Origin of the sequence: Streptomyces zaomyceticus, from assembly GCF_014656215.1 — a bacterium.
Lineage (GTDB): Bacteria > Actinomycetota > Actinomycetes > Streptomycetales > Streptomycetaceae > Streptomyces > Streptomyces zaomyceticus.
In genome coordinates this window covers 48,240-72,400 of the sequence record NZ_BNBZ01000034.1, presented here as the reverse complement: position 1 = coordinate 72,400, position 24,161 = coordinate 48,240, and the positions used below count along the sequence as shown (strand labels likewise).

Here is a 24,161-nt window from a genome sequence, read left to right as displayed (position 1 = left end):
CGCCGAACAGGGCCTTCACCGCACGGGCCGGGCCGACTGCTTGCCCGAGACGCTTCTGACCTCACGGCTGAGGAAGAGCGCGAAGACCGGCGGATGCTGCTGAAGCAGCTCCAGACGGCCGCCGTCCGCCTCCGCCAGGTCGCGGGCGACGGCCAGGCCGATGCCCGTGGAGCTGCGGCCGCTGACGGCCCGCTCGAAGATCCGCGCGCCGAGGTCGGCCGGGACGCCCGGGCCCTCGTCCGTGACCTCGATCACCGACTGGTTGCCGATGACCCGGGTCCGCAGCGCGACCGTGCCGCCGCCGTGCATGAGCGAGTTCTCGATCAGGGCGGCGAGGACCTGGGCGACCGCGCCCGGGGTGCCGACCGCCCGCATCCCCTGCTTGCCCGAGTGGACGATGGCCCGCCCCGCGCTGCGGTAGGCCGGGCGCCACTCCTCGAGCTGCTGCTTGATGACCTCGTCCAGGTCGAAGGCGACGGCGGAGCCCGTCCGCGGGTCCCTGGAGTTCGTCAGGAGCCGCTCGACGACGTCGGTGAGCCGCTCGACCTGGGTGAGTGCGATCGTCGCCTCCTCCTTGACCGTGTCCAGGTCGTCGGCGAGGGCCACCTCCTCCAGACGCATGGAAAGGGCGGTGAGGGGCGTACGGAGCTGGTGCGAGGCGTCGGCGGCGAGCCGGCGTTCGGCGGTGAGCATCCGGGCGATCCGCTCGGCGGAGGCGTCCAGGACGTCCGCGACCCGGTCCAGCTCGGGCACCCCGTACCGCTTGTGCCGGGGGCGGGGGTCGCCCGAGCCGAGGCGCTCCGCGGTCTCCGCGAGGTCGGTGAGCGGGGAGGTGAGCTTGTTGGCCTGCCGTACGGCGAGGAGGACGGCGGCGATCACGGCGAGCAGGGCCACCGCCCCGATGATCATGAGGGTGCGGCCGATCTCCGACGTGACGGCGGAGCGGGACTCCTCGACGACGACCGTCTCGCCGCGCTCGCCCTCGGCGAGGCCGCGGGTGACGTCCCCGTCGGGGCGGGTGCCGATCTCGATCGTGTCCCGGCCGGGGATGTGGATCTGGGCGTACCGCTTGGCGCCGCTCTGCTGGGAGAGGATGTCCGGATTGACCGGTTCCCCTCCGATGAGCCGGCTGTCGACGATGGAGACGATCCGCAGCGCCTCCAGGTCCACGCTCTCCTGGGCGCTGCTGGAGATCGTGCGCGTCTCGACGATGACGAGGGAGACGCCGAAGACGGCGACCACGACGAGGACCACGGCGAGGGTGGAGTTGATGAGACGGCGGCGCACGGTGGCCCTCCGGGCGGGAACGGGGAACGGTCCCGAGCCTACGGGCCCGGCCGCCCGACCCGCCCTCGACAGGTGGTGACGGCGGCGGGGGCGTACCCGCGCGGATCGGCCGGCCCGGATCGGCTCACGCGGATCGGCCGGTGCCGATCGGCCCGTACGGAACTGCCCGTACGGAACTGCCCGTACGGATCGGCGGCCCGTACGGATCGGCGGCCCGTACGGAACTGCCCGTCCGGGTCAGCTCTTCTCGAAGCGGAAGCCGACGCCTCTCACCGTGGCGATGTAGCGCGGGTTCGCCGCGTCGTCGCCGAGCTTCTTGCGGAGCCAGGAGATGTGCATGTCGAGGGTCTTGGTGGAGGACCACCAGGTGGTGTCCCAGACCTCGCGCATCAGCTGGTCGCGGGTGACGACCCGGCCGGCGTCCCTGACCAGGACCCGGAGCAGGTCGAACTCCTTCGCCGTGAGCTGGAGCTCCTCGTCGCCCATCCAGGCGCGGTGCGACTCGACGTCGATCCGTACGCCGTGGGTCGAGGGGGCGACGACGGGCTCGGTGGAGCCGCGCCGGAGCAGGGCCCGGACCCGGGCGAGGAGCTCGGCGAGCCGGAAGGGCTTGGTGACGTAGTCGTCGGCGCCCGCGTCGAGCCCGACCACCGTGTCGACCTCGTCCGCACGCGCGGTGAGCACCAGGATCGGGACCGTGTGGCCCTCGGCGCGCAGCCGCCGGGCGACTTCGAGGCCGTCCATGCCGGGCAGCCCCAGGTCGAGCACGACGAGGTCCACGCCGCCCTGGAGTCCGGCGTCGAGGGCGGTGGGGCCGTCCTCGCGGACCTCGACCTCGTACCCCTCTCTCCGCAGGGCGCGGGCCAGCGGTTCCGAGATGGAGGCGTCGTCCTCGGCGAGCAGTACACGGGTCATGGGGTGATGGTAGTCCGGACGGGTGGGAGGCCGGGGCGTGATCCCGAGGGATCGGGGAAACCCTGGGGATCATGTGGGTATCTTGCACATGACCTTCGAATGGCCCTTCACGGTTGCATATTCACCTGTGATCCATCTCTCAAGTCCTTCCATATCCGGCACTGTCGTGTCGTATGGTGGCTCGACGTCTGTAGCGGTAATCGGGGACCTTTGGCCAGCTTCGCGCGCCAAGGTCCTCTTTCTGCGTGAGGTCGGCACAGCCGAACCTCGAAGACGATGAACGACCTGTGGGCCGGGTCCCGGGACGCGAAGACGCATCTCCCGGGGCGTGGATCCCGGTGGAGTCCACTCCGATTCCGCCGGTGCCGGCCTCCCCCACCGGGCGCACCACGCTCACAAGGCGCGCGTCCCGACAGAGCAAGGATCGACATGGCGTCCAGCCTGACGAAGGACTCGGCCGAACCCCTCGGCTACGAGAAGACCTTCCTCGGCCACCCCCGTGGTCTGGCCACTCTCTTCATGACCGAGATGTGGGAGCGTTTCTCCTACTACGGCATGAGGGCCCTTCTCGTTCTGTACCTGGTCTCCGGTGGCGTCGACGCCGCCACGGGCAGCCAGGGCGGCGGCCTCGCGATGACCGCGGCGACCGCGACGGCGATCTACTCCGTCTACGTCTCGATGGTCTACCTGATGGCCATGCCCGGCGGCTGGTTCGGCGACCGCGTCTGGGGCGCCCGCAAGACCGTCGCGATCGCCGCTTCCGTGATCATGCTCGGTCACGTGTCGCTGGCCATCCCCGGCCAGGCGATGTTCTTCGTCGGCCTCGCGCTCGTCGCGGTCGGCTCCGGCCTCCTGAAGGCCAACATCTCGACGATGGTCGGCCACCTCTACAAGGGCGCGGACGACCCGCGCCGTGACGGTGGCTTCACGCTCTTCTACGTCGGCATCAACCTCGGCGCGTTCTTCGCCCCGCTGGTCATCGGCACCGTCGGCGAGAAGGTCAACTGGCACCTGGGCTTCGCCCTCGCCGCCGTCGGCATGGGCCTCGGCCTGGCCGTCTTCCTGATCTTCGGCAAGACGCTCAACCCGAAGAGCAGCGAGGTCCCGAACCCGCTGTCCGCCGAGGAGCGCAAGGCCGTCATCACCAAGGCCGCCGTCGTCGCCGTCGTGGTCGCCGTGTTCTACGGCGCCGTCGTCGCCATGGGCATGTACACCCTGAACTGGGCGATGGTCCCGATCACCCTCGCGGGTCTGATCATCCCGGTCGCCGTCCTGGCCCGCATCAAGCGCGACAAGGACCTCGACTCGGGCGAGCGCTCGCGGGTGACCGGCTACATCTGGTTCTTCGTCGCGGCCGCCATCTTCTGGATGATCTACGACCAGGGCGGCTCCACGCTGTCGCTGTTCGCCGACGACAAGACCGCCGGCACGATCTTCGGCCTCGGCTTCCCCGCCACCTGGTACCAGTCGCTCAACCCGCTGTTCGTGATGGCGCTGGCTCCGGTGTTCGCCTGGCTGTGGCTGTGGCTGGCCCGCAAGAACCAGGAGCCGAACACCATCGTGAAGTTCGCGATGGGTCTGGTCCTCGTCGGCGCGTCCTTCTTCGTCTTCATCGTCCCGATGAACATGGCGGGCGACGGCACCAAGGTCTCCCCGATGTGGCTGGTCACGATCTACATGATCCAGACCATCGGTGAGCTGTGCCTCTCCCCGGTCGGCCTCTCCGTCACCACGAAGATGGCGCCGAAGAAGTACGCCTCCCAGATGATGGGTGTCTGGTTCCTCGCCGTCACCGCCGGTGACTGCACCACGGGTCTGCTCTCCATCGCGGGCGTGGACCTGAACGGAACAGGGATCATCGCCATGCAGGCGACGCTCGCCGTCGCGGCCGGTTTCGCGATCTTCATGTACCGCAAGAAGGTCCAGGGCCTCATGGGCAGCGTCCACTGACGTCGCCCCACCCGGCTCGTACGAAGGCCGCCGCACCGATCCGGTGCGGCGGCCTTCGCCGTGTCCGGCCGCCCGTCAGCGCCTGAGGCGCGCCCACGGGGTGAAGGTGAACACCGCGCCGCCGAGCAGGATCACCGTGCCGGCGACCAGGGCGAGGGCGCGCAGGGCACCGTCGTTCTCGGCACCGGTCTCGGCGAGGTTCCCGCCGTCGGAGCCGCCGGAGCCGGAGCCGCTGCCCGATCCGCTGCCGGAGCCCGAGCCGGATCCGCCGGCCGCGCCGCCCGCCTGCTTGCTCGTGTCCAGTTCGAGGGAGGCCTTGACGGCGCCCTTCACCTGGCACGGGATCTCCATCGCCGAGCTGCCGAGGGTGACCTTGATGGTCAGCGTGCCGGGGCTGAGCGTGGACTTTCCGGTCGCTCCGGGCTTGTACGTACCCTTCATGTCGGGCAGGTTCACCGGGTCGCCCAGCTTCAGCGCGGTGGGGTTCGGGGGGCCCGAGACGCTCACCGTGCCGCTGTCGGCCCCACCGATCTTCACCGCCATCGAGCCCTTCAGCGCGCCCGCGGGAAGCGCGGCGGGGCTGTTCATGACGCCCTTGGCCGTCCTGACCGTGAGGTCGTACACACCGCCGTTCTTCCTGGCGTCGATCGTCACCTTGCCGTTGATCGACTCCGGGCCGGGTGCCGTGCAGGCGAACGTGACGGCGACCTCCTTGCCGGGGAAGGACGTCCGGCCGCCGGCGCCGCCGCCGGAACCGGACGATCCGCCGGAGGAGGAGCCGGAGCCCGAGGTGGAGGATCCGCCGGTGCCGCCGGAGGAGGAGCTCGCGGAGCCGCCGGTGGTGGTCGAGCCGCCGCCGGTGGTGGTCGTACCGCCGCCCGAGGTCGTGGTCGTACCGCCCGAGGTGGTGGAGCCGGTGGTGGACCCGCCGTTCGTGCCTCCTGTCGTCGTGCCGCCCGTCGTGGTCGTACCGCCGGAGGAGCCGCCGCCGGCCTTGACCTTGATCGTCGCGGCGACCGGCACCGCCTCCTTCGGCGCGCACTTGGTGTCCGTCGACAGCGGCTTGGACACGTTGATCGTGTACTTGCCGGGCGTGAGGGTGATGTCACCCGCCTTGTCCAGCTTCAGCTTCCCCTTCATCTCGGACAGCACCATCGGGCTGTTCTTGGGGATGGGCGGGTTCTGCCGGGGCCCCTCCATCGAGACGGTGCCGGTCCCTGCGCCGCCCACGGTGAGGACACCGGTCGGCTTGACCGTGTCCGCGCCGAGGTCGAGCACGTCGGGGTTCTTCGACGCGGCCTGGACCGTCTTCCAGACGATCTCGACCTCGTCGCCGACCTGGGCCTCCGCCGGTGCCGAGATCAGCACCTTCGTCGTGCCCTGCACGGGCGGAAGTCCGGAGATCGACGGCGGGATGCACTCCGTCTTGTACGAGACCTCGGCGGCCTGGGCGGGGCCGGCGGAAATCATGATCCCCGCGCCGCCGAGCATCAGCGCGACTCCGGCCGCGCTCATCCTCCGTTGCGTACTCACGCATGTCCCTTCGTCGTCGGGCTGCTCTCTGGGGCTGACGGTGCGGAGTCAGGACTGAACCACGGCAGGGCCGCGGTCGGTTCGTCGTCCCCCGGGTCCCGCCGGGCGGGGTCGGGGGCACGTGTGCGGAGCCGGGCGAGCGGCCGGGGGCGGGACCGCGGTCGCGGCGGGGCGGCGGACGCCGGGCGGAAGCGGTCCACCACGGCCATCCCGATCCGGAAGAGCGCCGCCGGTACGACGACGGCGAGCAGCAGCCAGAAGAGCGTCACGCCCCAGGGCCTGCCGACCCCCCACGGCTGCTCGACCAGGACCTTGCCCGCGTACCGCACGGAGACCTGGTAGTCGCCGTGCGCGCCCGCCGTGAGTTCGACGGGGAGCCGGACGAGGGCCTTCCTGCCGGGGGCGATCGTGCCGCGCCACTGCCGTTCCTCGTACTGCGGCGCGAACACGCCGTGGCTGGAGCCGACCTGGAAGACGGGGTCCTTCACGGGGGCGGAGCCGAGGTTGCCGACGGTGAAGACGATCTCGCGGGAAGGTGGCGCCCCGAACCAGGTGAGGAGGCCGCCGGAGCCGTCGAGGCGTACGGCGGCGAGGACGGCGAGCCGCCCGTCCCCGGAGGCCTCGGGGAGCGGTGCGGTGGGGTGCCCCGCGACGGTGAACTCCCGGTCGACGGCGTCCTCCTGGCCGGTGACCCCGGCCACGTGGACGACACAGGGGCAGGGCTTGGGCGGCTCGGCGACCGGGAGTTTCACGCTGAACGCGCCCCGGGCGTCGACGGTCGCGGCCCGGCCCTCGGTGTTGGCGCAGGAGTTGGTGCCGCCGATGACGCCCTTGCCGGGGGCCGCCTGGCCGCAGATCAGCAGCATGAGCAGCGCGCCCGGTTTCCAGCCGCTGCCGCTGACGGTGATCTCGCCGCCCTTGCCGCCCTCCGCCTCCGAGAGCACGACGACCGGGCCCGGGGCCGCCGCCGCGGGGGCCGCGGGCAGCAGGGCGAGGGCGAACACGGTGACGAGCGCCGCCGCTGTACGGATCCACCTCATGTGTTCGCTCCCGCGGACGCTCGCTGGGTACGGGCCCTGCCGCGCCGCCGTACCGCGTACGTCCCGCCGCCCGCCGCCGCCAGGAGCAGCCCGGCCGCCCCGGTGAGGGCCGGGCCCGAGGCGAAGGAGGCCTCTGCGCGGGCGGTGGCGGGGGCCGCGCCCGGGGCGGTGGCGGTCAGCCGGACGGTGACGGAGTCGAGGGCGGGCGGGTCGGGCCAGGGTTCGGTGCGGGTGGCCCGCTCGCCGGGCCTGAGGGTGAGCGCCAGGGGGCGGACCGGCCGGTCGAGGACGGTGCCGAGGACGCCGTCGGCGCGCACCGCGAGCTGCGGGGCGAGGACCGTGGTCCCCCGGTTGACCAGGGTGTACCGGAGGTCGCCGGTGGTGGTGTCGACGCGGACGTCCTCGACGGTGAGCGCGGCGATCCGCGGGCCGCTGACCCGGAGCCGCAGGTCGACACGGACCTCCCGGTCGGCCGCCGTGGCCCGTACCGTCCCCCGGTGTTCGCCGGGCGGGGTGTCCGCGGTGACGGTCACGGCGAAGGGCACGTCGGCCCGGGTCCTGGCGGGCACGGTCACGCTCCGGGCGGCGAAGGTCACCGGAGCGCCCTGCCCGCTCAGCCGTACGGTGAGCGGCCGTGCGCCCGGGTTGGTCAGCGACAGGGTGTCCTGGAGGACGCTGCCGGCGGGGCCCTCCAGATAGGCGTACGGCCGTCCGGCGGCGGGTGCCGCCGTCCAGGCCTGGGCACCGGGGGGCGCCGCCGCGACCGCGCCGAGGAGGGCGGTCGCGGCGGCGGCGAGCCCGGAGCGTGCCGCCGCCCGCATCAGCGTGCCGTGCGCCGCGTGAGCCAGAGGACTCCGGCGGCGCCGGTCAGCAGGACGGTGCCGCCGAGGGTGCCGAGGGCCGTGGCGGAGTCGAGCGGGCCGGTCTTGGGGAGTTCGGCGGCGGGTTCCTCCTCGCCGCCGGAGGGCGGTGGGGTGTCGGAGCCGCCGGAGAGGCCGGTGACCTCCAGTTCGAGGGAGGCCTTGGGGTTGTTCTTCGGGGTGCAGACGGCGGCGTCCATGCCGAGGGCGTGCACGGTGAGCGTCCCTGCCGTGAAGGTGACCCTGCCGTTCTTCTTCGGGGTGTAGGTGCCCGTGAGCGTCCCGATCCTGATGGGGGTGTCGGGCGGGATGGCGGCCGTGTTCGGCGTTCCCTTGACCTTGAGGGTGCCGGAGTCGGCGCCGCCGAGGACGAGGTCGGCGCGCGGGGTCATGACGCCCTTGGGCAGCTCGACCGGGCTGTCGGAGACGCCCTTCTCGAACGACATGGTGATCGTGTACGCGCTGCCGTTCTTGACGGCCTTGATGTCGACGGGCGAGACGGCGCTCTTGGGTCCGATCTTCGTCTCGCAGGCGTAGTTGACGTCGACGACGGCCGCGTGGGCGGCCGGTGCGCCGGCGAGCACGGCCGCGCCCGCCACCGCCACCGCCGCCGTGAGCGCGGCGGTCGTTCTCCTCCGGTTCGGCTCCTTGGACACCCCGAGCACCCCTCACCGCAACGTAACTGACGGTCTTTCAGATTGGGCGTCAAGGTACGCCTGAGGCCTTACGGAGGGAAGAAGAAGGAAGGAAGAGAGACCGTGAAAGTCCCGGGGCGGTCGCCGGACGGGCGCGCGGGCCGGTTCCCGAGAGGAGCGCGGGCCGGGGCCGGGCGGTGCGGCCGGTCGGCTCCGGAAGGGACGGCGGGCAGGCTCCGGGCGGTGCGGCGGGCCGAGTCCGGAAGGTGCGGCGGTGCGGCTCCGGAAGGTGCCGCGGTGCGACGGGCCGGGGCCGGGCGGTGCGGCGGCGCGGCGGGCCGGGGCCGGGCGGTGCGGCCGGTCGACTCCTAAGCGGGTGAGGAGAGTTCGGCCCAGACCGTCTTTCCGGGGGCGCCGGGCGTGCGCTCGATGCCCCAGTCGAGGCAGAGCCGCTGCACGATGAACATCCCGTGCCCGCCCGGGCGTCCGGAGCGGTGCGGGGTGCGGGGCGCGGGCGTGCCCGCACCCCGGTCGGTGACTTCGAGGCGCAGGATCTTGGGCAGCCGCAGGACGCGGAGGCGCTCGGGGCCCTCGGCGTGCAGACAGGCGTTGGTGACGAGTTCGGAGACGACGAGGAGGACGTCCTCGGCGGCGGCTCTGCGGTCGGCGGTGGCGGCCGGCAGCCAGCCCCACTCGTGGAGCGCCGTCCGCGTGAAGTCACGGGCGAGAGGCACGGTGCCGCTGGTCTCGCCGAGGGCGAGCGTACGGACGTCGGAAGCTTGGTCCATCAGCGCTTCACCTCACCGATCGACGGGACAGGGGCAGGTCGTACGGGCCGTGCGGGCGGGGCGCGCCGGGCGGCCCCGCCGGACGGGCTCAGTCGGGAAGGGCTGTGGCGAGCGTCTCGTGCACGGTGAAGACGGCGTCCGCGCCCGTGATGTGGAACACCCGGGCCACCGGGGGCCGCATCCCCACGAGATGGACGCCACCGCCGGCGGCGTCCGCCCTGAGCCGGGCGCCGAGGAGCACGTTCAGCCCGGTCGAGTCGCAGAACTCCAGACCGGAGCAGTCGACGACCAGCCGCGAGCGGCCCGCTTCGAGCGCGTCGTCCAGGGGGGAGCGCAGCAGTTCGGCGGTGTGGTGATCGAGCTCACCCACCGGCGCGAGGAGTTCACTCGCGCCCACGGTCCGGACCTCGACCCGCAGCCGCGCGGGCGGTGCGCTGCCGATGTGCTCGCGGTCCATGGCCGTGCCTCTTTCGCTCTCGCGGATGACGACTGACGTGCCTCGAACCCTACAAGCGGGGCACCCCTTCGCGCACCCAAGCTCCACCACATAACCGGACAAAGCGGATTGTCGACAGTTGCGACCTTCGCCGTCGAGCAGGTAGGGCTAGAGGAGAACACCCGACACGACCGGCTTCGGAGGCGCCGCAAACCGCAGCAGAAGACCCATGAAGGAGACCCATGTCACCCCGGCTCGACGCCCCGCGTACCCCCGACGCGCCGTCGGCAGCAGTCCCCCTCGACCGTTCCGACCGCCGCCCCGACGACGCCTTCCCCGAGCGCGCCGTCGCACTCCCCGCGCAGCTCACCGAGCAGCTCACCGACCGCCCCCTCGACCGTGTCGGACCGGTCGACGCGCGCGCCCTGTCGAAGCAGCTCTTCGCCCGGCTGACCGAGCTCGAAGAGGGCACCCACGACCACGCGTACGTCCGCAACACCCTCGTCGAACTCAACCTGTCCCTCGTCAGGTTCGCCGCGAGCCGCTTCGGCACCCGCAGCGAGCCGATGGAGGACATCGTCCAGGTCGGCACCATCGGCCTCATCAAGGCGATCGACCGCTTCGAGCTCGCCCGCGGCGTCGAGTTCCCCACCTTCGCGATGCCCACGATCATCGGCGAGATCAAGCGCTTCTTCCGCGACACCTCCTGGTCCGTGCACGTACCCCGCAGGCTCCAGGAGCTGCGCCTCGAACTCGCCAGGGCCGGTGACACGCTCGCCCAGCGACTCGACCGCGCCCCGACCGTCGCCGAACTCGCCGAGGAACTCGGCATCGCCCCCGAGGAGGTCGTCGAGGGCATGGCCGCGAGCAACGCGTACACCGCGAGCTCCCTCGACGCGCAGCCCGACGAGGAGGACGGCGGCGGCGGCGAGGCCACCCTCGCCGACCGGCTGGGCTACGAGGACCACGGCCTCACCGGGATCGAGTACATCGCCTCCCTCAAGCCGATGATCGCCTCCCTGCCCGCCCGCGAACGGCAGATCCTCTCCCTCCGCTTCGTGTCCGGCATGACCCAGTCGGAGATCGGCACGGAACTCGGCATCTCACAGATGCACGTGTCCCGGCTGCTCGCCCGCACACTCGCGCGGCTGCGCCGGGGACTCACTCTGGAGGAATGACCTCCACCGCCTCCGCCGGCGCGTCAAACTGGCTGCGGAAAGGGCCCGTTCACGGTCTACCGACCCGTGACGGGCCCTTCCGCGTCACCGGAGGGCCTTGTTGACTCGCCGTCCGGATTGGGCCACATTGAGCCCGGGGGTTCAGGGGGGAATCACATGGTTTCTGCGTACGCGGAACTGGAAGAACGCATGCGCGAGCGGCTCGGGGGCAGGGAGTGCCTCTATGTGCCGTCGTGCCGCTTCGGTCTCTATCTCGCACTGCGCCACTGGTGCGCGCCCGGCGGCCGGGTGCTGATGTCACCGGTCAACGACGACGTCATCTTCTTCGTCGTCCTCGCCGCCGGACTCCGGCCCGTGCAGGCACCGCTCGACCCGCGCGACGGATCGATCGACACGGCCGCCGTGCCCGAGTCCGTCTGGAGCGGGCTCTCCGCCGTCCTCACCACCAATCTGTACGGGAACCCCGACCCGGCACCGGAGCTGCGGGAGCGCTGCGACCGGCTCGGCATCCCGCTGATCGAGGACGCGGCCCACGCGATCGGGTCCACCGTAGGCGGCCGCCCGGTCGGCACGTACGGCGAGGCGTCCGTCTTCAGCCTCTCCAAGCACACCGCCGCCAAGACCGGCGGCTTCCTCGCCCTCGCCGACCCGTCGCTGCGCCCGGAACTCGCCGCCGCCCGCGACGCGTTGCTGCACCCGACCCGGCCCGGGGCCGAACTCGCCCATCTGGTGCGCCCGTACGCCGAGGCCACCCTGCGCGGGCTGCGCCTGGTCGGCGCCGCGCGCGCCGCCGTGCGCCGGCTCGGTCTCGAGGAGCGGGAGGAGATACGGATGCCGCTCCGCGCCGACGCGCTGCGCGAGGCCCTCCCTGCGGCGCCCGCGCTCGAACCCTTCCACTCCTGGGTCCGCGTCGACATGCACGACTACCGCCTCCGGCCCGGCTCCGGCAGGCTCCGCCGCACCACCCGCAGGTTCGCCCGGCTCGACGGCGTCCTCGAAGCCCACCGGGCGGGCACCGTCCGGCTCCGGGCGAGCGAGTACGGGACACCGGGAGACGGGACCCCGGGCGGAGAGGCACAGCCGCTGTACCGGGTGCCGCTGCTCGTCGAGGAGCGGGACGCGGCCGTCGCCGCCCTGGCCCGGCACCGGATCACCACCGGCTACCTCTACGACCCGCCGCTCGACAGCTACGCGGGCGAGGCCTTCACCGAGCTCTCCCCCGCGCCGGAGCCGGCCGCCTGGTTCGCCCGGCACGCCCTGCCCGTGGACCCGCGCCGCGCGGACGAGGTCCTCGCCGTGCTCCGCGGCGCGGGGGTCCGCCCGGCGCGGCCCTCGATGGTCCCCGGCGGCGCCCGGTGACCGACACGGTACGGCTGCGGGGGCCGGACACGGCCGACGCGGAGATCCACGGGCCGGCACCGGCCGAGGCGAAGGACGACGGCGGCGAGAACTCCATGTTCCGCAACGCCTACGCCCTGATGCTCTCCACCGGTGTCTCGGCCGCACTCGGGCTCGGCTTCTGGCTGATCGCCGCCCGTTACTACACGGAGGAGGCCGTCGGGCAGGGCTCCGCCGCCATCGCCGCCCAGCGGATGCTCGCCTCCATCACGGCGACCACCCTGTCCGGCGCGGTCGTCCGGTACGTGCCCCGCGCCGGCCGGGCCACCGGCCCGCTGGTCGTCCGCCTGTACCTGGTCAGCACGGTCGTCGTCGCCGTCGCCTGCGGTGTCTTCCTGCTCACCCTCGACCTGTGGGGTCCCTCGTACGCCCCGCTCGGCACCGTCTCCGCCGGGATCTTCTTCACCGCCTCCGCCGTCGGCTGGGCCCTGCTCACCCTCCAGGACGGGGTGCTCACCGGGCTGAGACGGGCGATCTGGGTTCCCGTCGGCAACGCGGTCTTCTCGCTCGGCAAGCTCGTCCTGCTCGTCCTGCTCGCGGCCGCCGTACCGGTCCTCGGCGTCTTCGTCTCCTGGGCGGCGGCGATCGTGCTCTCCGTCCTGCCGCTCGGCTGGCTCGTCTTCCGCCGGCTCATCCCCCAGCAGGCCCGCGCCGACCGGGACCGCGAACCGCCCGGCATGCGGGAGATCGGCCGCTTCATCGCCGGGGACTCCGTCGGCGCGTTCTTCAGCCTCGTCATGATCAGCCTGCTGCCGGTGATGGTCGCCGTCCGCTTCGACGCCGCCCACAACGCCTTCTTCTACACGGCGTACACCGTCGGCGGCACGATGGAGTTCATGGCCATCAACATGGCCTCCTCGCTCACCGCGCACGCCTCGCACAGCCCCGAGTCGCTCGCCGAGGGCGTACGGGGCGCGCTGCGCCGCATGATCCTGCTGCTCGTCCCGGTCGTCCTCGTCCTCGTCGTCTTCGCCCCGCTGATCCTCGCGCCCTTCGGCCAGAGCTACACGGACAACGGCTCCACCGTGCTGCGGCTGCTCGCCGCCGCCGCGCTCCCCCGGGTCGCCGTGGAGCTCTACATCGGCGTGCTGCGGGTCCAGGGCCGTACGGGCATGCTCGCCGTCCTCCAGGGCGCCATGTGCCTCCTGGTGCTCGGCAGCGCGGCCGTGCTGCTCGGCCCGTACGGCATCAGCGGGGCCGGGATCGCCGTCCTCGGCTCGATGACCCTGATGGCGGTGGCCTCCGTACCGGGACTGCGGGCCACGCTCAAGGGGCGGGCCCCGGCCGAACGCCCCCGGGCGGCGGCACGGGTCAAGGAGCGCGCGGAGGACGGATACGGCACCAACTGGGCGCGCGAGAGCGCCTATCTGCGGGGCGCGCACGAATCGGTGACGCCGGCCTTCGGCATCCCCGTCTTCGTCCCCCGGCAGCCCGCGGAGGAGGCCCCGGACCGGGCCGCGCCGGCGGCCGGACCGAGAGCACCGGACCCGCGGGCGGAGCGGACGGACGGCTCGGACCGGGCGGTGACCCGGCTGTGGCTGCTGCTCGGCCTGGCGGCCGGGCTCTTCTGGTTCCCGCTCGCCCGGTCCGGCGAGCTGGACGTGGCGACGCTCTCCGGGACGGGGCTGCTCGCGGCGCTGCCCCCGGTCACGCTCGCCGCGGGGCTGATCCTGGTCGCCCTCCAGGGCGCCGCCGTCGGACTCCGCGTGTTCCGGCCCGCGTTCGCCGGGACGGTGCTGCTCGCCACCTTCCTCGCCCTGCACACCGCGCCGCCCCTGCTCGGTCTGTGGCCGGCCGAGGCGGACGGTCCCGGCGCGGCGCTCCTGGGCGACGGGGTGCAGCGGGCCGCCGCGCCCGTCGTGCTCCAGGCGCTGAGCCTGGTGCTGGCGGCCCTGCTGCTCCGGGTGGTCGGGGTGGGCGCGCGGGTCACGGCCGGTGTGGTGTGGGTGCTGGTCTGGGCGGGCTGGGCGGGGCAGCAGGCCTTCGCCACCGCCCCGCTCCCGCTCTTCCTGGGCCTGGCCGGGGGCACGATGGCGGTGTGCGCCTTCCGGGGGCTGACCTCGGGCCCGCGTCCCTGAGTCCGCCCGTCCGCCCGGGCACGGGCCGGTGGGTCGGCGGTCGGGGCCGGTGGGTCGGCGGTCCGGGCCGGTGGGTCGGCGGTTCAGGACGCCGAGGGGTCAGCGGTCCGGCACGTCCTGCCGGAAGTACGGGTCCCGGCCGGCGATCCGGTAGCCCTCCAGCCCCGGTCCCGCGTCGATGGTCAGGTCGCAGCCGGGGCCGGGAACCGCGCGGTTCCAGTGCACGTACGCGCGTGCCTCCGGCAGGGTCGGCGCCACCTTCGGGATCGCGGTGTACCAGTCGCGCTGCCGCTCGGGCCTCTTCGGGTCGGGGGCGGTGGAGAACTCGGAGAGCATGATCGGCTTGTCGGCGGAGATGTTCTTCCGGAGCCAGTCGTAGCTGGGCCGCTGGCTCTTCTCGAAGTCGAGCCAGTCGGGCGACTTGTGGCAGAGGTAGTAGTTGTACTGGTCCATGCCGATCCAGTCGACGTACGCGTCCCCGGGGTAGAGCCGCTTCATCGCGTCGGCGTTGCCGAGGTAGCCCGAGACCGTCCACACCCACACCACGTTGGTGACGCCCAGCTTCTCGAAGCGGTCGTGGAGGTGGCGGTAGGCGGCCACGTACTCCTCGGGGGTGCCGGCGCCCTCGGGGATGCGGAAGTCGGCCTCCTGGTCGAAGGAGAAGAAGACCCGCTTGCCGTACTCCTTGATCCGCCGGGCCTGCGGGTCGATGACGGAGGTGTCGTACGCCCCGGAGGCGATGTTCTTCCAGCCGAGCTGCTTCTCGGTCCAGTTGGCGTGGTGCTTCTCGGTCCACACCGTGGACTCCCAGGCCAGCATGAGCAGGCGCTCGCGGCCGAGTTCCCGCTCGTCGGGGGTGAGCAGTTCGCCGTCGGCCTTGCTCCCCGACATGTCGTGGTACGTGTAGACGAGGTCGAGCTTGCGGCCGATCTTCTTCTCGAAGGCGTACACGGGCCGGGTGAGCGAACTGTCCTCGTCGTACGGGATGTACGCGCCCCACCAGGCCCCGCAGGGGGCGACCAGACGGGCGTCGGGGGTGCAGCGGCCGTCGTCCTCCGTGAGGGTCGACCAGACCCCGATGCCGGCGGTCAGCGCGCCGACGGCGGCGAGCGCGATCGCGAGGCGGGTCCAGGGGTCGCCCCTGCCGTGGCGGCCGGTCACCCGCCCCCACCGGTCCCTCGTCGACGGAACAGCGGCATCTCGAATCGGGGGCTCCGGGCGCCGTCGCGCTCCACGGCACCGCGGGTCGCGGCCGGGAGCGGCACTCCGGGCAGCGTGGAGGCGACGCTCACGAAGAGGGCGAGGACGACCAGGAAGAAGGTGAGCGAGAAGGCCTTCGTCAGGAACAGGGTGGTCGCCACCAGGGTGGCCACGGAGAGGCTGACGGGCGCGGCGAGCGCCAGGGCCTCCAGACGGGCACCCGGACGCAGCCCGAGCGGCTGCGGGAGCAGCAGCGCCAGGCCCGGGGCGAGGGCGACGAAGGCGAGGACGGGTATCCAGCGCAGCGGAGAACCCCCGGGGAAGGCGGTCGCCGCGAGGGCGACCCATCCGGAGGCCGCGAGGGCGGCTCTGCGCTGGACTCGCGGGGTCAGGCGTGGGTGGGCCATGGCGTGGCTGCTCCTCGTGCTTCTCGGGGTCCTGCGGTGTCCGGACGCGGGCGCGGCTCAGCCACCGGTGGTGGGCCGGTAGCGGAGGACGACCCCGTAGGTGTTCTCCTCGACGACCTGGAAGAGCGGGGAGCGCTTCAGGGCCCCCCGGAGCGAGTCGAAGCCGCCCTCCGGCAGGTAGCCCTCGCCGATGACGGCCTCGCCCTGGGTGCGGGTGAGGATCACGTACGCGGGACGGTCCGCCGGGATGCCGCCGGCGAGGTATCCGGCCGGGTCCTTCAGCATCCGCAGGTTCTCGTCCACCTCCTGCTCGGTGAAGAACCAGCGCTCGTAGTGGTCGTAGCGGTAGTACGCGTCGGGGAAGGCACCCGTCGCGGCGAGGATCAGGGCGCCCTCGGGCGCCCGGTCGAAGGCGCGGCGGGTGAGGGCGGTCTCGCCGGGCGGCGCGTAGTGCATGCCCTCCTTGCCGTAGTACGAGGGCAGGAAGCCGGCCAGCATGGCGACGAGGGTGACGGGCAGGGCGACGGCGGTCGCGCGGCGGGCGATCACGGCACCGCGGCTCACCGCCCCGGCGGCGGGGACGAGCGCGGCGGCGGCGAAGAAGGCCGAGCCGGGCAGTCCGAAGAGGTAGACCCGGAAGATCATCTCGCCGCCGTAGTCGTTGACGGCGAACATCGGCAGCGGCGCGGCGGCGGCGAGCACCAGTGGCAGCGCGCTGCGGACCAGCTTGCGGCGCAGGAGCACGGCGGCGACGGCGAGGCCGCCGAGGGCGAGCACCATCAGCACATTGGCGCTGCCGACGAGTTCCGGTCCGGGGCCGGTCGGGTCGCCCGCGAAGCCGGGGCGGGAGTTGCCGAGCAGGTCGCCGGCCTTCTCACGCAGGGTGCCGAGGGTGTCCAGGAACAGCTCCCGGCCCATGGTGAGGTTCCAGACCAGCATGACGGCGCCGGAGGTGACGAGCAGTCCGATGTTGCGGTAGCGGCGGGTGAGGCAGAGCGCGAAGAGCGTCGCGCACAGCATCACGGGGGTGAGCTGGTGGCTGGCGTTGATGGTGGCGACGACCGGCAGCAGGATGAGGACGGCGACCGCCCGCTGCCGGGTCGTCGTGGGCGGCGGGACGGCCGCGGCGGCCGGGTCGAGCGTCCCCCGGTCGCGCAGCGTCCCCGCCGAACCGGGCAGCACGAAGTGCCGGACGACGACGGCGAAGACGGTGAGGTACAGCAGGTACGAGAAGCCCTGCGGGGACAGGTAGTCCTGGCCCACCCAGTTCGCCAGCTGGAAGATCCACACACCGGTCCACACGAGACGCCAGTCGTCGCTGAAGGTGCGGTAGACGAGGATCAGGACGGGGACGGTGAGCAGACCGAGCGCGACCGGGGCCCAGTTGATGAACGAGGCGGCGGCGTCCACGCCGAAGGCGCGGACCAGAGCGGCGTCGAGCGAGAAGAATCCGGGCCACTGGTCGTAGGCGCCCATGCCGCCGGAGAGCTCGCGCCCGGGGTGGACGGTGCCCTCGTGGAGCAGCCTGCTGATGATCGCGTCGTGCTTGGACGCCCAGGCGTAGCGGACGGTGTCGTAGAGGATCGCGGGCGGCGCCTTGAGCGCGACCAGCATGGCCGCGCAGTAAGTGGCGGGCCAGAGCGGGGCGGTTCCCGCCCGCCGCAGGGTGAGGACGAATCCGCAGGTCAGAACGGTGAGGGCGGCGTAGAAGGTGAGCGGGAAACGGTCGAGGAGACCGAATTCCTCGATGTCCCGGAAGTCGATCCCGGGCAGGGCCCAGAGCCAGAGGGCGGCGGCGACGAGGAGGGGGACGAGGTTGAGCGCGTCGGGGGAGCGCAGGGCGGCGGTGAGGCGACCGCGCCGGACGGGCCGGGACGCGGACCCGACGGGTGCGGGCGTCCCGGCCTCGGGGCCGGCGGGTGCGGGCGCCTCGGCCGGGGCTGTCGTAGGCGCGGGCTTGCCGGCCTCGGATATCGCGGGCGACGGCTTCCTGAACTCGGGTATCGCCGACGCGGGCTTCCCGGCCTCGGGTATCGCGGACGCGGACTTCCCGGCCTCGGGTCCGACCGATTCCCCCGCCGCCGCTTCCCCCGTCGGTGCTTCCCCCGTCGGTGCTTCCCTCCGCTCCGCTTCCCTCTCCTCGGGACGGTTGTCCGCCGTCCCGGCCTCTTCCGCCTCCCGGTCCGTGGCAGGGGACTGCGGCGGCACGCCGCTCCCGGTCACCGGTGCGGGCCCCTGACGCTGCACGGCCTCTCCCCCCACGAACTGTCCCCTTCGGCGAAGTACAGGAAGGTACTTCGGTTTTGTTCGGGCTTTCAACTCTCGGACGGATCGCCGGAGTTGTCGATCTTCGGACGGTCCGCCGGTCAGCCGGCGAACTCGGGTCCCCTGAGCAGGGCGCGGGCCCTGCGGTACATCCGCCAGCCCACCGTCGGCAGCGAGTCCGGGAACGGCGCCGCCTTCGCACCCCGCCCCTCCATCCACCGCTCGACGTCGGCGACGGTGTGCCCGCGCCGGAGGATGAGCCGGGAGATGCGGTAGATCTCGTCGGTCCCGGAGCTGAGCGCGTGCCGGACGGCGACGGCCGAGGTGTACCCAGCTGCCGCGGCGGCCCGCCGGACGGCCGGGCTGTTGTAGCCGTGCGGGTAGGCGAGATGCAGCACCTCGTGCCCGAGGACGTCCTCCAGGACCAGCTTCGACTCGCGCAGTTCGCGGCGCAGGGCCCGCGGCACGAGGGTGTCGAGCTGGGGATGGGTGACGGTGTGCGCGCCGACCTCCATCCCGTACTGCTCGAGCAGCGGCGCCTGCGCGAGGGTCATCATCGGCGCGGGCGGCAGCAGACAGGGCCGGCCGGGGGTGATGGCACCCGTGGTGAGGTAGGCGGTGGAGGGCAGTTCGCGGGAGGCGAGGGCCTCGGCGGTCGGCCCGACGAGATCGGCGAAGCCGTCGTCGAAGGTGAGGACGACCGGGCGGGGCGGCAGCGGGGTGCCGTCGGCGAAGTGCGCGGCGAGGGTGCCGACGGTGATCGCGGTACGGCCGCAGCCGACGATCGCGTCGAGCTGGGAGGCGAACTCCTTGGGCGAGACGGTGAATTCGGCGATCCAGTCCGGAGGGTCCTCCATCACGGCGTGGTAGAGGAGGACGGGTATCCGGGTGGGGACGGGTGCGTGCGTCACCGGGCCGTGGCTCCCTTCCCGCGCCGGGCCTGTCCGCGTGCCGCGGCCCGCGCCGCGGAGCGGGCCTTGGCGTATCCGATCGGGCCGTAGAGCATGCCGCGTCGCTCCAGTCGGGAGAGGCTTCGGGGCCAGGGGTGCTGCTGGGTGCCGTGCTCCCCGGGCACGCCGTCCCCGCCGCCGTCCCCGTCCCCGCGCCGGGCGGTGATGGTCCGGGCGTGGGCGAGGCCGCGCGGCAGCCGGGTGAGCAGGGCGGGCAGCAGACGGGGGCTGCGGACCAGGGTCGCGGTGAGGTACGCGGTGAGTCCGGCCCCGTAGCCGTACGCCTGGTTCCGCAGGTCCTGCCAGGTGTCGCGGTGGTGGTGCCAGACGAGCGCCTGCGAGGTGTAGCGGAGGCGGAAGCCGGCGGCGAGGACGGCGACGAAGGCGTACAGGTCGTCGCCGCCCTTCGCCGCGGTCCCGGTGCCGGTCGCCGGGTCGAAGCCGCCGGCCTGCCGGAGGGCCGCCGCCCGGAAGGCCATGTTGGCGCCGGATCCGAAGCTGCCGGCGGTGAAGGGGAAGAGCGGCTCGTCGGCGGGCGGGTGTGCCGGGTCGTAGACGCGGGGGGCGAAGCCCTTGGCGAAGCCGCCGTGCGACTCCAGCAGGATCTGGGCGGGGGTGCGGAGCCGGGCGGGAAGGATCAGCCCGGTCACGCAGCCGAGGCCCGGGTCGGCGGCGAAGGGCTCGGTGAGGGCGGTCAGCCAGTGCGGGTCGGCGATCACGTCGTCGTCGGTGAAGGCGACGACGGCGCCCTCGGCGGCGGCGAGGCCGGTGTTGTGCGCGGTGGCGAGCCCGGGGGTGTCCTCGCGGACGTACCGGACGCGGTCGGTGTACGCGCGGGTGACGAGCGCATGGGTGCCGGAGGTGCGGGGCGCGTTGTCGACGACGATCAGCTCGAAGTCCGGGTGGTCCTGGGCGAGGAGCGAGTCGAGGGCGCGGGCGAGCTGCTCGGGCCGCTCGCGGGTGGCGACGACGACGGAGGTACGCGGAGCGGCGGGCGTCCCGGCCGGCGCACGACCGTCCGCGCGGCCCTCCGTGCGGCCCTCCGTTCGACCGTCCTCCCGCCCGGCGGAGGCCGGGCGCTCGGCGCGGCGCTCGGCGTCGGTGCGGGGCGCCTTCGCGGTCTCCGAGAGCCGGCGCCGGGCGAGGGCGGCGAGCACCTCGGCGGGGTCCTCGCCCTCGGCGACGGTGCCGACGACGGTGGCCGCGGGCCGGCCCCGGAGCCGTACGAGCGCGTAGACGTCACCGGGCACGACGTCCGGTCCGCCGGGCGCGGGCCGGAAGCCGAGGACGGGTCCGTCGGGCGCGTCGAGATCGAGCTCGGCGACCGAGAGGGGCCGGGGGGCGGGGGTGCTGCTCATCGGGGGTCTCCCCAGAGACGTACGAGGGTGGGCGCTGCGGACGGGGCGGGCCCCTGAGGGGCCGGCGTGGCGGGTGCGGACCGGGCCGGTGGACGGCCGGCGAGGTCACCCGGGCGAACCGGCGGCGCGGGCACCCGCCCGAGGAGTACGCGCCCGGTCACCGGCGCGGGTGCCGGCACCGCGGGGTGGCTAACGGTGTCCCCGCAGGCGGGCCAGCGTGTTGAGGGCGGCGCGCCCCCGGGCCGCGAGGGCCGGGCGGGTCCGGATGAAGCGGTGCACCCGCAGCGGGGGCTCCCGCCGCAGCCAGTGCAGGGCGCCCAGCGCTCCCGGGCGGACGACGGCACCCTCGTAGACCGTCGACTCCCCCGTCTTCAGGGAGTCCTTGTACTCGGCGGCGCCGCGCCCCAGGTCGAGCATCCCGATCCCGGCGGCGGCCGCGGCCTCCGCCATCCGCAGGTGGAGGACGAGGCCCGGCGAGTACTTCGCGAACTCGGGGTCGTACGCGGGGAACCAGCAGGACAGCACGGTCGCCGACCGCAGCCCGAAGTGCGCGGCGATCGGCCGGTCCCCCACGTAGAGCACGGACAGCACTCCGGAGCAGCCGGGCGTGCGGAGTTCGTGGAGGTGGCGGACCAGCCCGGTGATCCATCCCTGGGCGAAGCGGTCGCCCCGCCCGGTCCTGCGGTACTGGGCGGACTTCCACTCCATGAGGGTGTCCAGGGCGGCCGGATCGCGCTCGTCGAAGACGAACCGCACCTCCCCGTCGGCCTGCCGCCCGAGTCTGCGCTCCTTGGCGAGGGTGGTCTTGAGGAACTTGGGCGACTGGGCCCGCAGCAGGGCCTCGTAGGCCGCGTACCCCTCGCCGACGTCGATCACGGGCGAGGCGAAGGACTCGGCCGCCGCGCCCTCGAAGACGGGCTGCCCGTCCTCCAGGTTGTCGAACTCCCAGACGGTGAGACCGCAGGCCCGCAGCAACGCCCGTGCGCCCGGCCGCAGTCCGGGCCGCAGGACGGCGCCCTGACTGTCGGAGACCCCGTAGCCGATGGCGCGGCCCCGGCCGAGCGGACCCTTCTCGAACGGGAAGAAGCCGACCGGCTCGTCGTCCTCCCACCACACGGCGACCCTCGACCGGGGGCGCACCTCGGCCACCGCGCGGGTGAACTCCGGCTCCATGAAGGGGTTCGCGGGCCCGCCGGCTTTGACGCGCAGCTCCCGCCAGGCCTCGATCTCGCGCTCGCTCAGCCCCCCCGGCCTCACGATCCGCATACGGAAAGCGCTCACCTTGCCGACCCCCCGGTCATTCCCCTGAGTGCTGCCGAACAGGACGGTACCGCTCCGTGGTCGTCAGTGGCAGGGATACTGGGTCTTTCCGTGACCAACCCGTGAAGGAGTGGACACGAAGGGGAACCGCGGTGGTCAAGGGATCGGTGGGATGGACGAGTTGGAGATCGTCGGACGGGGCCGGACGGCGGACGTGTACGCGCTGCCCGGGGACGCGCGGTGGGTTCTGCGACGGTGCCGGGACGGCGGCGACACGACCCGCGAGGGGAAGCTCATGATCCGGCTGGCGGAGCAGGGCTACCCGGTTCCGGCGGTACGCCGTGCGGAGGGCCCGGACCTGGTGATGGAGCGCCTCACGGGACCGACGCTCCTGGACGCCCTGATCGCCGGCACGTACGAACCGGGGCCGGCGGGCGCGCTGATCGCCGAACTCCTGGCCGGACTGCACGCGCTGCCGGGAGCGCCGCCCTCGCACCTGGACCTGCACCCGGGGAACGTGGTCCTCACGGACCGGGGGCCCGTCGTCATCGACTGGGAGACGGCGGAGGAGGGGCACCCGCCGGGCCTGGACCACGCGATGTCGGCGCTGCTCCTCGCGGAGGTCGCGCTCTCCCCCGGCCCGTACGCCCCGGGGGCGCGGGAGGCCCTGGCCGCGCTCCTGTCGGCCACCGACACCCCGGTCCTCCCCCATATCGGCACGGCACGGGCCCGACGGGCGCAGGACCCTCATCTGACGGAGGAGGAACGGGCGGTCCTGGACGGGGCGGCGGAACTGGTGGCGGAGCTGGTGACGGCCGCGGCCCGCTGAGCCGTCCCCCGCCGGCGGGGTGCCCGCGTCTAGGGTGCGGTTCATGGGACCACTGCCGATCGCCGTCCGCGAGAACCAGCCCGCCGCATCCGCCGAACCCGCCGAGACCCTGCCGACGTCCGGGAGCCACCGATGAGCATCCGCCGCGCCGTCCCCAACCTCCGGACGTCCTCGCCCGGGGAGAACCGCGACTTCTACGCGCTGCTCGGCTTCGAGCAGGTCATGGACCACGGCTGGATCGCGACCCTCGCCTCGCCGTCGACCCTGGCGGCCCAGATCAGTCTGATGACCCACGACCTGACCGCGCCGGTCACCCCGGACCTGAGCGTGGAGGTCGACGACGTGGACGCGGCGTACGCGGCGGTCCGCGCCTCGGGGGCCGAGATCGTCCACCCCCTGACGGACGAACCCTGGGGCGTCCGCCGCTTCTTCGCCCGGGACCCGGACGGCCGCGTGATCAACGTGCTGAGCCACCGCACCCCGCCCCCGGCCGCTCCCTGAGCAGGGCGCGGCCGGCCCGGCCGGTTCCGGTGCTCAGACCACCCGCACGCCCGCCCGCCACACCTCCGACACCAGCGGAACTCCGGGGCGGTACGCCAGGTGGACGTGGGACGGGGCGTCCAGGACCGTGAGGTCCGCGCGGCTGCCGGCCGTCAGACGGCCGACGTCCGTGCGGCGCAGGGCCGCCGCGCCGCCGGCCGTGGCCGACCAGACCGCCTCGTCGGGGGTCATGCCCATGTCCCGTACCGCGAGCGCGATGCAGAACGGGACCGAGGATGTGAAGGAGGAGCCCGGGTTGCAGTCCGTGGAGAGGGCCACCGTCACGCCCGCGTCCAGGAGGCGGCGGGCGTTCGGCCACTGGGCGCGGGTGGAGAACTCCGCCCCGGGGAGGAGGGTCGCGACCGTCGACCCGTTCGCCAGGGCGTCCACGTCCGCGTCCGTGAGGTGCGTGCAGTGGTCCGCGCTCGCCGCGTCGAGCTCGACCGCCAGCTGGACGCCGGGGCCGTAGGTGAGCTGGTTGGCGTGCACCCGGGGGTGGAGGCCCTTCGCCCTGCCCGCGGTGAGGATCGCGCGGGCCTGGTCCCCGTCGAAGGCGCCCTTCTCGCAGAAGACGTCGACCCAGCGGGCGTACGGGGCGCAGGCGTCGAGCATCTCGCCGGTCACCAGCTCCACGTACGCCGCCGGGTCGTCGGCGTAGTCCGGGGAGACGATGTGCGCGCCGAGGTAGGTGACCTCGTCGGTGTGTTCGGCGGCGATACGGAGGGCGCGGGCCTCGTCCTCGACCGTGAGGCCGTAGCCGGACTTGGTCTCGAAGGTCGTGGTGCCCTGGCGGAGCGCCTCGTGGAGGTAGCGGGCGACGTTGGCCGAGAGCTCGGCGTCGGTCGCCGCTCGCGTCGCCGCGACCGTGGTGCGGATGCCGCCCGCCTTGTACGGCTGGCCGGACATGCGGGCGTTGAACTCGGCCGTGCGGTCGCCCGCGAAGACGAGGTGCGAGTGGGAGTCCACGAAGCCGGGGATCACGGCCCGGCCGCCGGCGTCGACCCGGTTGTCAGTGGCCGGTGCTTTGCTGGATTCACCGACCCAGACCACGCGGTCGCCGTCGATGACGACGGCCGCGTCCTGGATCAGGCCGAGAGGGGTTCCATCACCGAGAGAGGGGTCGTTGGTGACGAGACTGGCGATGTTGACGATGGCGGTGGCGGCCGTCGCCACGGCGCTGTTCGCGCTCGTGGGGGCGGAGGTCGCCACCGGGCTGTTCGTCGCCGCGGGGCCGGTGTTCATGGTGGGGGGTGT

General features: G+C 73.3%; 21 protein-coding genes. 6 read left to right on the top strand and 15 right to left on the bottom strand.

The features are described 5' to 3' along the window. Positions 1-15 precede the first annotated feature (15 nt). Entirely contained in the window at positions 16-1,287 is a 1,272-nt protein-coding gene (locus IE311_RS30985) for an ATP-binding protein (protein WP_189835165.1), read from the bottom strand. A 237-nt stretch (positions 1,288-1,524) separates the two neighbouring features. Then, positions 1,525-2,202, bottom strand: a complete 678-nt coding sequence (locus IE311_RS30980) for a response regulator transcription factor (RefSeq protein WP_030315177.1) — start codon at positions 2,200-2,202, stop codon at positions 1,525-1,527. A gap of 429 nt (positions 2,203-2,631) precedes the next feature. Here IE311_RS30980 and IE311_RS30975 point away from each other — a divergent pair, with 429 nt between their 5' ends. Then, positions 2,632-4,152 carry a peptide MFS transporter gene (locus IE311_RS30975; protein WP_189835164.1) on the top strand — a complete coding sequence of 507 codons (1,521 nt, stop codon included), beginning with the start codon at positions 2,632-2,634 and terminating at the stop codon, positions 4,150-4,152. 75 nt (positions 4,153-4,227) lie between these two features. Here IE311_RS30975 and IE311_RS30970 read toward each other — a convergent pair whose 3' ends face one another. The 6 genes from IE311_RS30970 to IE311_RS30945 form a co-directional block, all read right to left on the bottom strand. After that, entirely contained in the window at positions 4,228-5,667 is a 1,440-nt protein-coding gene (locus IE311_RS30970) for a hypothetical protein (protein ID WP_189835163.1), read from the bottom strand. Positions 5,668-5,681: 14 nt separating this feature from the next. Continuing rightward, on the bottom strand, positions 5,682-6,725 hold the full coding sequence (locus tag IE311_RS30965; RefSeq protein ID WP_189835162.1) for a hypothetical protein: 1,044 nt from the start codon (positions 6,723-6,725) through the stop codon (positions 5,682-5,684). Further along, positions 6,722-7,546 (bottom strand): COG1361 family protein, encoded by an 825-nt coding sequence (locus IE311_RS30960; RefSeq protein ID WP_189835161.1) that lies wholly within the window; start codon positions 7,544-7,546, stop codon positions 6,722-6,724. Before IE311_RS30960 ends, IE311_RS30965 begins: the two co-directional genes overlap by 4 nt. Further along, positions 7,546-8,241, bottom strand: coding sequence for a peptidase (locus IE311_RS30955; RefSeq protein ID WP_189835160.1), 696 nt, complete (start codon positions 8,239-8,241; stop codon positions 7,546-7,548). Before IE311_RS30955 ends, IE311_RS30960 begins: the two co-directional genes overlap by 1 nt. 347 nt (positions 8,242-8,588) lie before the next feature. Further along, positions 8,589-9,008: an ATP-binding protein gene (locus IE311_RS30950; RefSeq protein WP_189835159.1), complete on the bottom strand. Its 420-nt coding sequence runs from the start codon at positions 9,006-9,008 to the stop codon at positions 8,589-8,591. A gap of 88 nt (positions 9,009-9,096) precedes the next feature. Further along, complete coding sequence (locus IE311_RS30945; protein ID WP_189835158.1) at positions 9,097-9,465, bottom strand: STAS domain-containing protein; 369 nt, start codon at positions 9,463-9,465, stop codon at positions 9,097-9,099. A gap of 221 nt (positions 9,466-9,686) precedes the next feature. On the opposite strand from IE311_RS30945, the gene IE311_RS30940 reads away from it, so the two are divergent. The 3 genes from IE311_RS30940 to IE311_RS30930 all read left to right on the top strand — a co-directional run bounded on the left by IE311_RS30940 (position 9,687) and on the right by IE311_RS30930 (position 14,098). Continuing rightward, complete coding sequence (locus tag IE311_RS30940) at positions 9,687-10,622, top strand: RNA polymerase sigma factor SigF (RefSeq protein ID WP_189835157.1); 936 nt, start codon at positions 9,687-9,689, stop codon at positions 10,620-10,622. 156 nt (positions 10,623-10,778) lie between these two features. Continuing rightward, positions 10,779-11,981 (top strand): DegT/DnrJ/EryC1/StrS family aminotransferase, encoded by a 1,203-nt coding sequence (locus tag IE311_RS30935; RefSeq protein ID WP_189835156.1) that lies wholly within the window; start codon positions 10,779-10,781, stop codon positions 11,979-11,981. Continuing rightward, on the top strand, positions 11,978-14,098 hold the full coding sequence (locus IE311_RS30930; protein WP_189835155.1) for a lipopolysaccharide biosynthesis protein: 2,121 nt from the start codon (positions 11,978-11,980) through the stop codon (positions 14,096-14,098). Before IE311_RS30935 ends, IE311_RS30930 begins: the two co-directional genes overlap by 4 nt. A 99-nt stretch (positions 14,099-14,197) precedes the next feature. On the opposite strand, the gene IE311_RS30925 is transcribed toward IE311_RS30930, so the two are convergent. The 6 genes from IE311_RS30925 to IE311_RS30900 all read right to left on the bottom strand — a co-directional run bounded on the left by IE311_RS30925 (position 14,198) and on the right by IE311_RS30900 (position 21,544). After that, on the bottom strand, positions 14,198-15,259 hold the full coding sequence (locus IE311_RS30925; protein WP_229902266.1) for a glycosyl hydrolase: 1,062 nt from the start codon (positions 15,257-15,259) through the stop codon (positions 14,198-14,200). Next, entirely contained in the window at positions 15,256-15,705 is a 450-nt protein-coding gene (locus IE311_RS30920; RefSeq protein ID WP_189835154.1) for a hypothetical protein, read from the bottom strand. Before IE311_RS30920 ends, IE311_RS30925 begins: the two co-directional genes overlap by 4 nt. A 57-nt stretch (positions 15,706-15,762) precedes the next feature. Further along, positions 15,763-17,952: a hypothetical protein gene (locus IE311_RS30915; protein WP_189835153.1), complete on the bottom strand. Its 2,190-nt coding sequence runs from the start codon at positions 17,950-17,952 to the stop codon at positions 15,763-15,765. A gap of 119 nt (positions 17,953-18,071) precedes the next feature. Beyond that, entirely contained in the window at positions 18,072-18,827 is a 756-nt protein-coding gene (locus IE311_RS30910; RefSeq protein WP_189835176.1) for a polysaccharide deacetylase family protein, read from the bottom strand. A gap of 50 nt (positions 18,828-18,877) precedes the next feature. After that, the gene (locus IE311_RS30905; protein WP_189835152.1) at positions 18,878-20,278 is read right to left on the bottom strand and encodes a glycosyltransferase family 2 protein; all 1,401 of its coding nucleotides are present in this window, start codon (positions 20,276-20,278) and stop codon (positions 18,878-18,880) included. 189 nt (positions 20,279-20,467) lie between these two features. Beyond that, complete coding sequence (locus tag IE311_RS30900) at positions 20,468-21,544, bottom strand: GNAT family N-acetyltransferase (RefSeq protein ID WP_189835175.1); 1,077 nt, start codon at positions 21,542-21,544, stop codon at positions 20,468-20,470. 166 nt (positions 21,545-21,710) lie between these two features. On the opposite strand from IE311_RS30900, the gene IE311_RS30895 reads away from it, so the two are divergent. Together IE311_RS30895 and IE311_RS30890 are read left to right on the top strand one after the other, a co-directional pair. Continuing rightward, positions 21,711-22,367: a phosphotransferase gene (locus IE311_RS30895; protein WP_189835151.1), complete on the top strand. Its 657-nt coding sequence runs from the start codon at positions 21,711-21,713 to the stop codon at positions 22,365-22,367. A gap of 132 nt (positions 22,368-22,499) precedes the next feature. Continuing rightward, positions 22,500-22,868, top strand: a complete 369-nt coding sequence (locus tag IE311_RS30890; RefSeq protein ID WP_189835150.1) for a VOC family protein — start codon at positions 22,500-22,502, stop codon at positions 22,866-22,868. A gap of 33 nt (positions 22,869-22,901) precedes the next feature. Here IE311_RS30890 and hutI read toward each other — a convergent pair whose 3' ends face one another. Then, positions 22,902-24,149, bottom strand: coding sequence for an imidazolonepropionase (gene hutI / locus IE311_RS30885; RefSeq protein ID WP_189835149.1), 1,248 nt, complete (start codon positions 24,147-24,149; stop codon positions 22,902-22,904). Positions 24,150-24,161: the final 12 nt, after the last annotated feature.

Bases quoted from the DNA above. Each gene is read 5' to 3' on its own strand.
- IE311_RS30980 (WP_030315177.1), bottom strand. From the start codon at position 2,202: ATGACCCGTGTACTGCTCGCCGAGGACGACGCCTCCATCTCGGAACCG.
- IE311_RS30975 (WP_189835164.1), top strand. From the start codon at position 2,632: ATGGCGTCCAGCCTGACGAAGGACTCGGCCGAACCCCTCGGCTACGAG.
- IE311_RS30970 (WP_189835163.1), bottom strand. From the start codon at position 5,667: ATGAGCGCGGCCGGAGTCGCGCTGATGCTCGGCGGCGCGGGGATCATG.
- IE311_RS30965 (WP_189835162.1), bottom strand. From the start codon at position 6,725: ATGAGGTGGATCCGTACAGCGGCGGCGCTCGTCACCGTGTTCGCCCTC.
- IE311_RS30960 (WP_189835161.1), bottom strand. From the start codon at position 7,546: ATGCGGGCGGCGGCACGCTCCGGGCTCGCCGCCGCCGCGACCGCCCTC.
- IE311_RS30950 (WP_189835159.1), bottom strand. From the start codon at position 9,008: ATGGACCAAGCTTCCGACGTCCGTACGCTCGCCCTCGGCGAGACCAGC.
- IE311_RS30945 (WP_189835158.1), bottom strand. From the start codon at position 9,465: ATGGACCGCGAGCACATCGGCAGCGCACCGCCCGCGCGGCTGCGGGTC.
- IE311_RS30940 (WP_189835157.1), top strand. From the start codon at position 9,687: ATGTCACCCCGGCTCGACGCCCCGCGTACCCCCGACGCGCCGTCGGCA.
- IE311_RS30935 (WP_189835156.1), top strand. From the start codon at position 10,779: ATGGTTTCTGCGTACGCGGAACTGGAAGAACGCATGCGCGAGCGGCTC.
- IE311_RS30920 (WP_189835154.1), bottom strand. From the start codon at position 15,705: ATGGCCCACCCACGCCTGACCCCGCGAGTCCAGCGCAGAGCCGCCCTC.
- IE311_RS30910 (WP_189835176.1), bottom strand. From the start codon at position 18,827: ATGGAGGACCCTCCGGACTGGATCGCCGAATTCACCGTCTCGCCCAAG.
- IE311_RS30905 (WP_189835152.1), bottom strand. From the start codon at position 20,278: ATGAGCAGCACCCCCGCCCCCCGGCCCCTCTCGGTCGCCGAGCTCGAT.
- IE311_RS30900 (WP_189835175.1), bottom strand. From the start codon at position 21,544: ATGCGGATCGTGAGGCCGGGGGGGCTGAGCGAGCGCGAGATCGAGGCC.
- IE311_RS30895 (WP_189835151.1), top strand. From the start codon at position 21,711: ATGGACGAGTTGGAGATCGTCGGACGGGGCCGGACGGCGGACGTGTAC.
- IE311_RS30890 (WP_189835150.1), top strand. From the start codon at position 22,500: ATGAGCATCCGCCGCGCCGTCCCCAACCTCCGGACGTCCTCGCCCGGG.
- hutI (WP_189835149.1), bottom strand. From the start codon at position 24,149: ATGAACACCGGCCCCGCGGCGACGAACAGCCCGGTGGCGACCTCCGCC.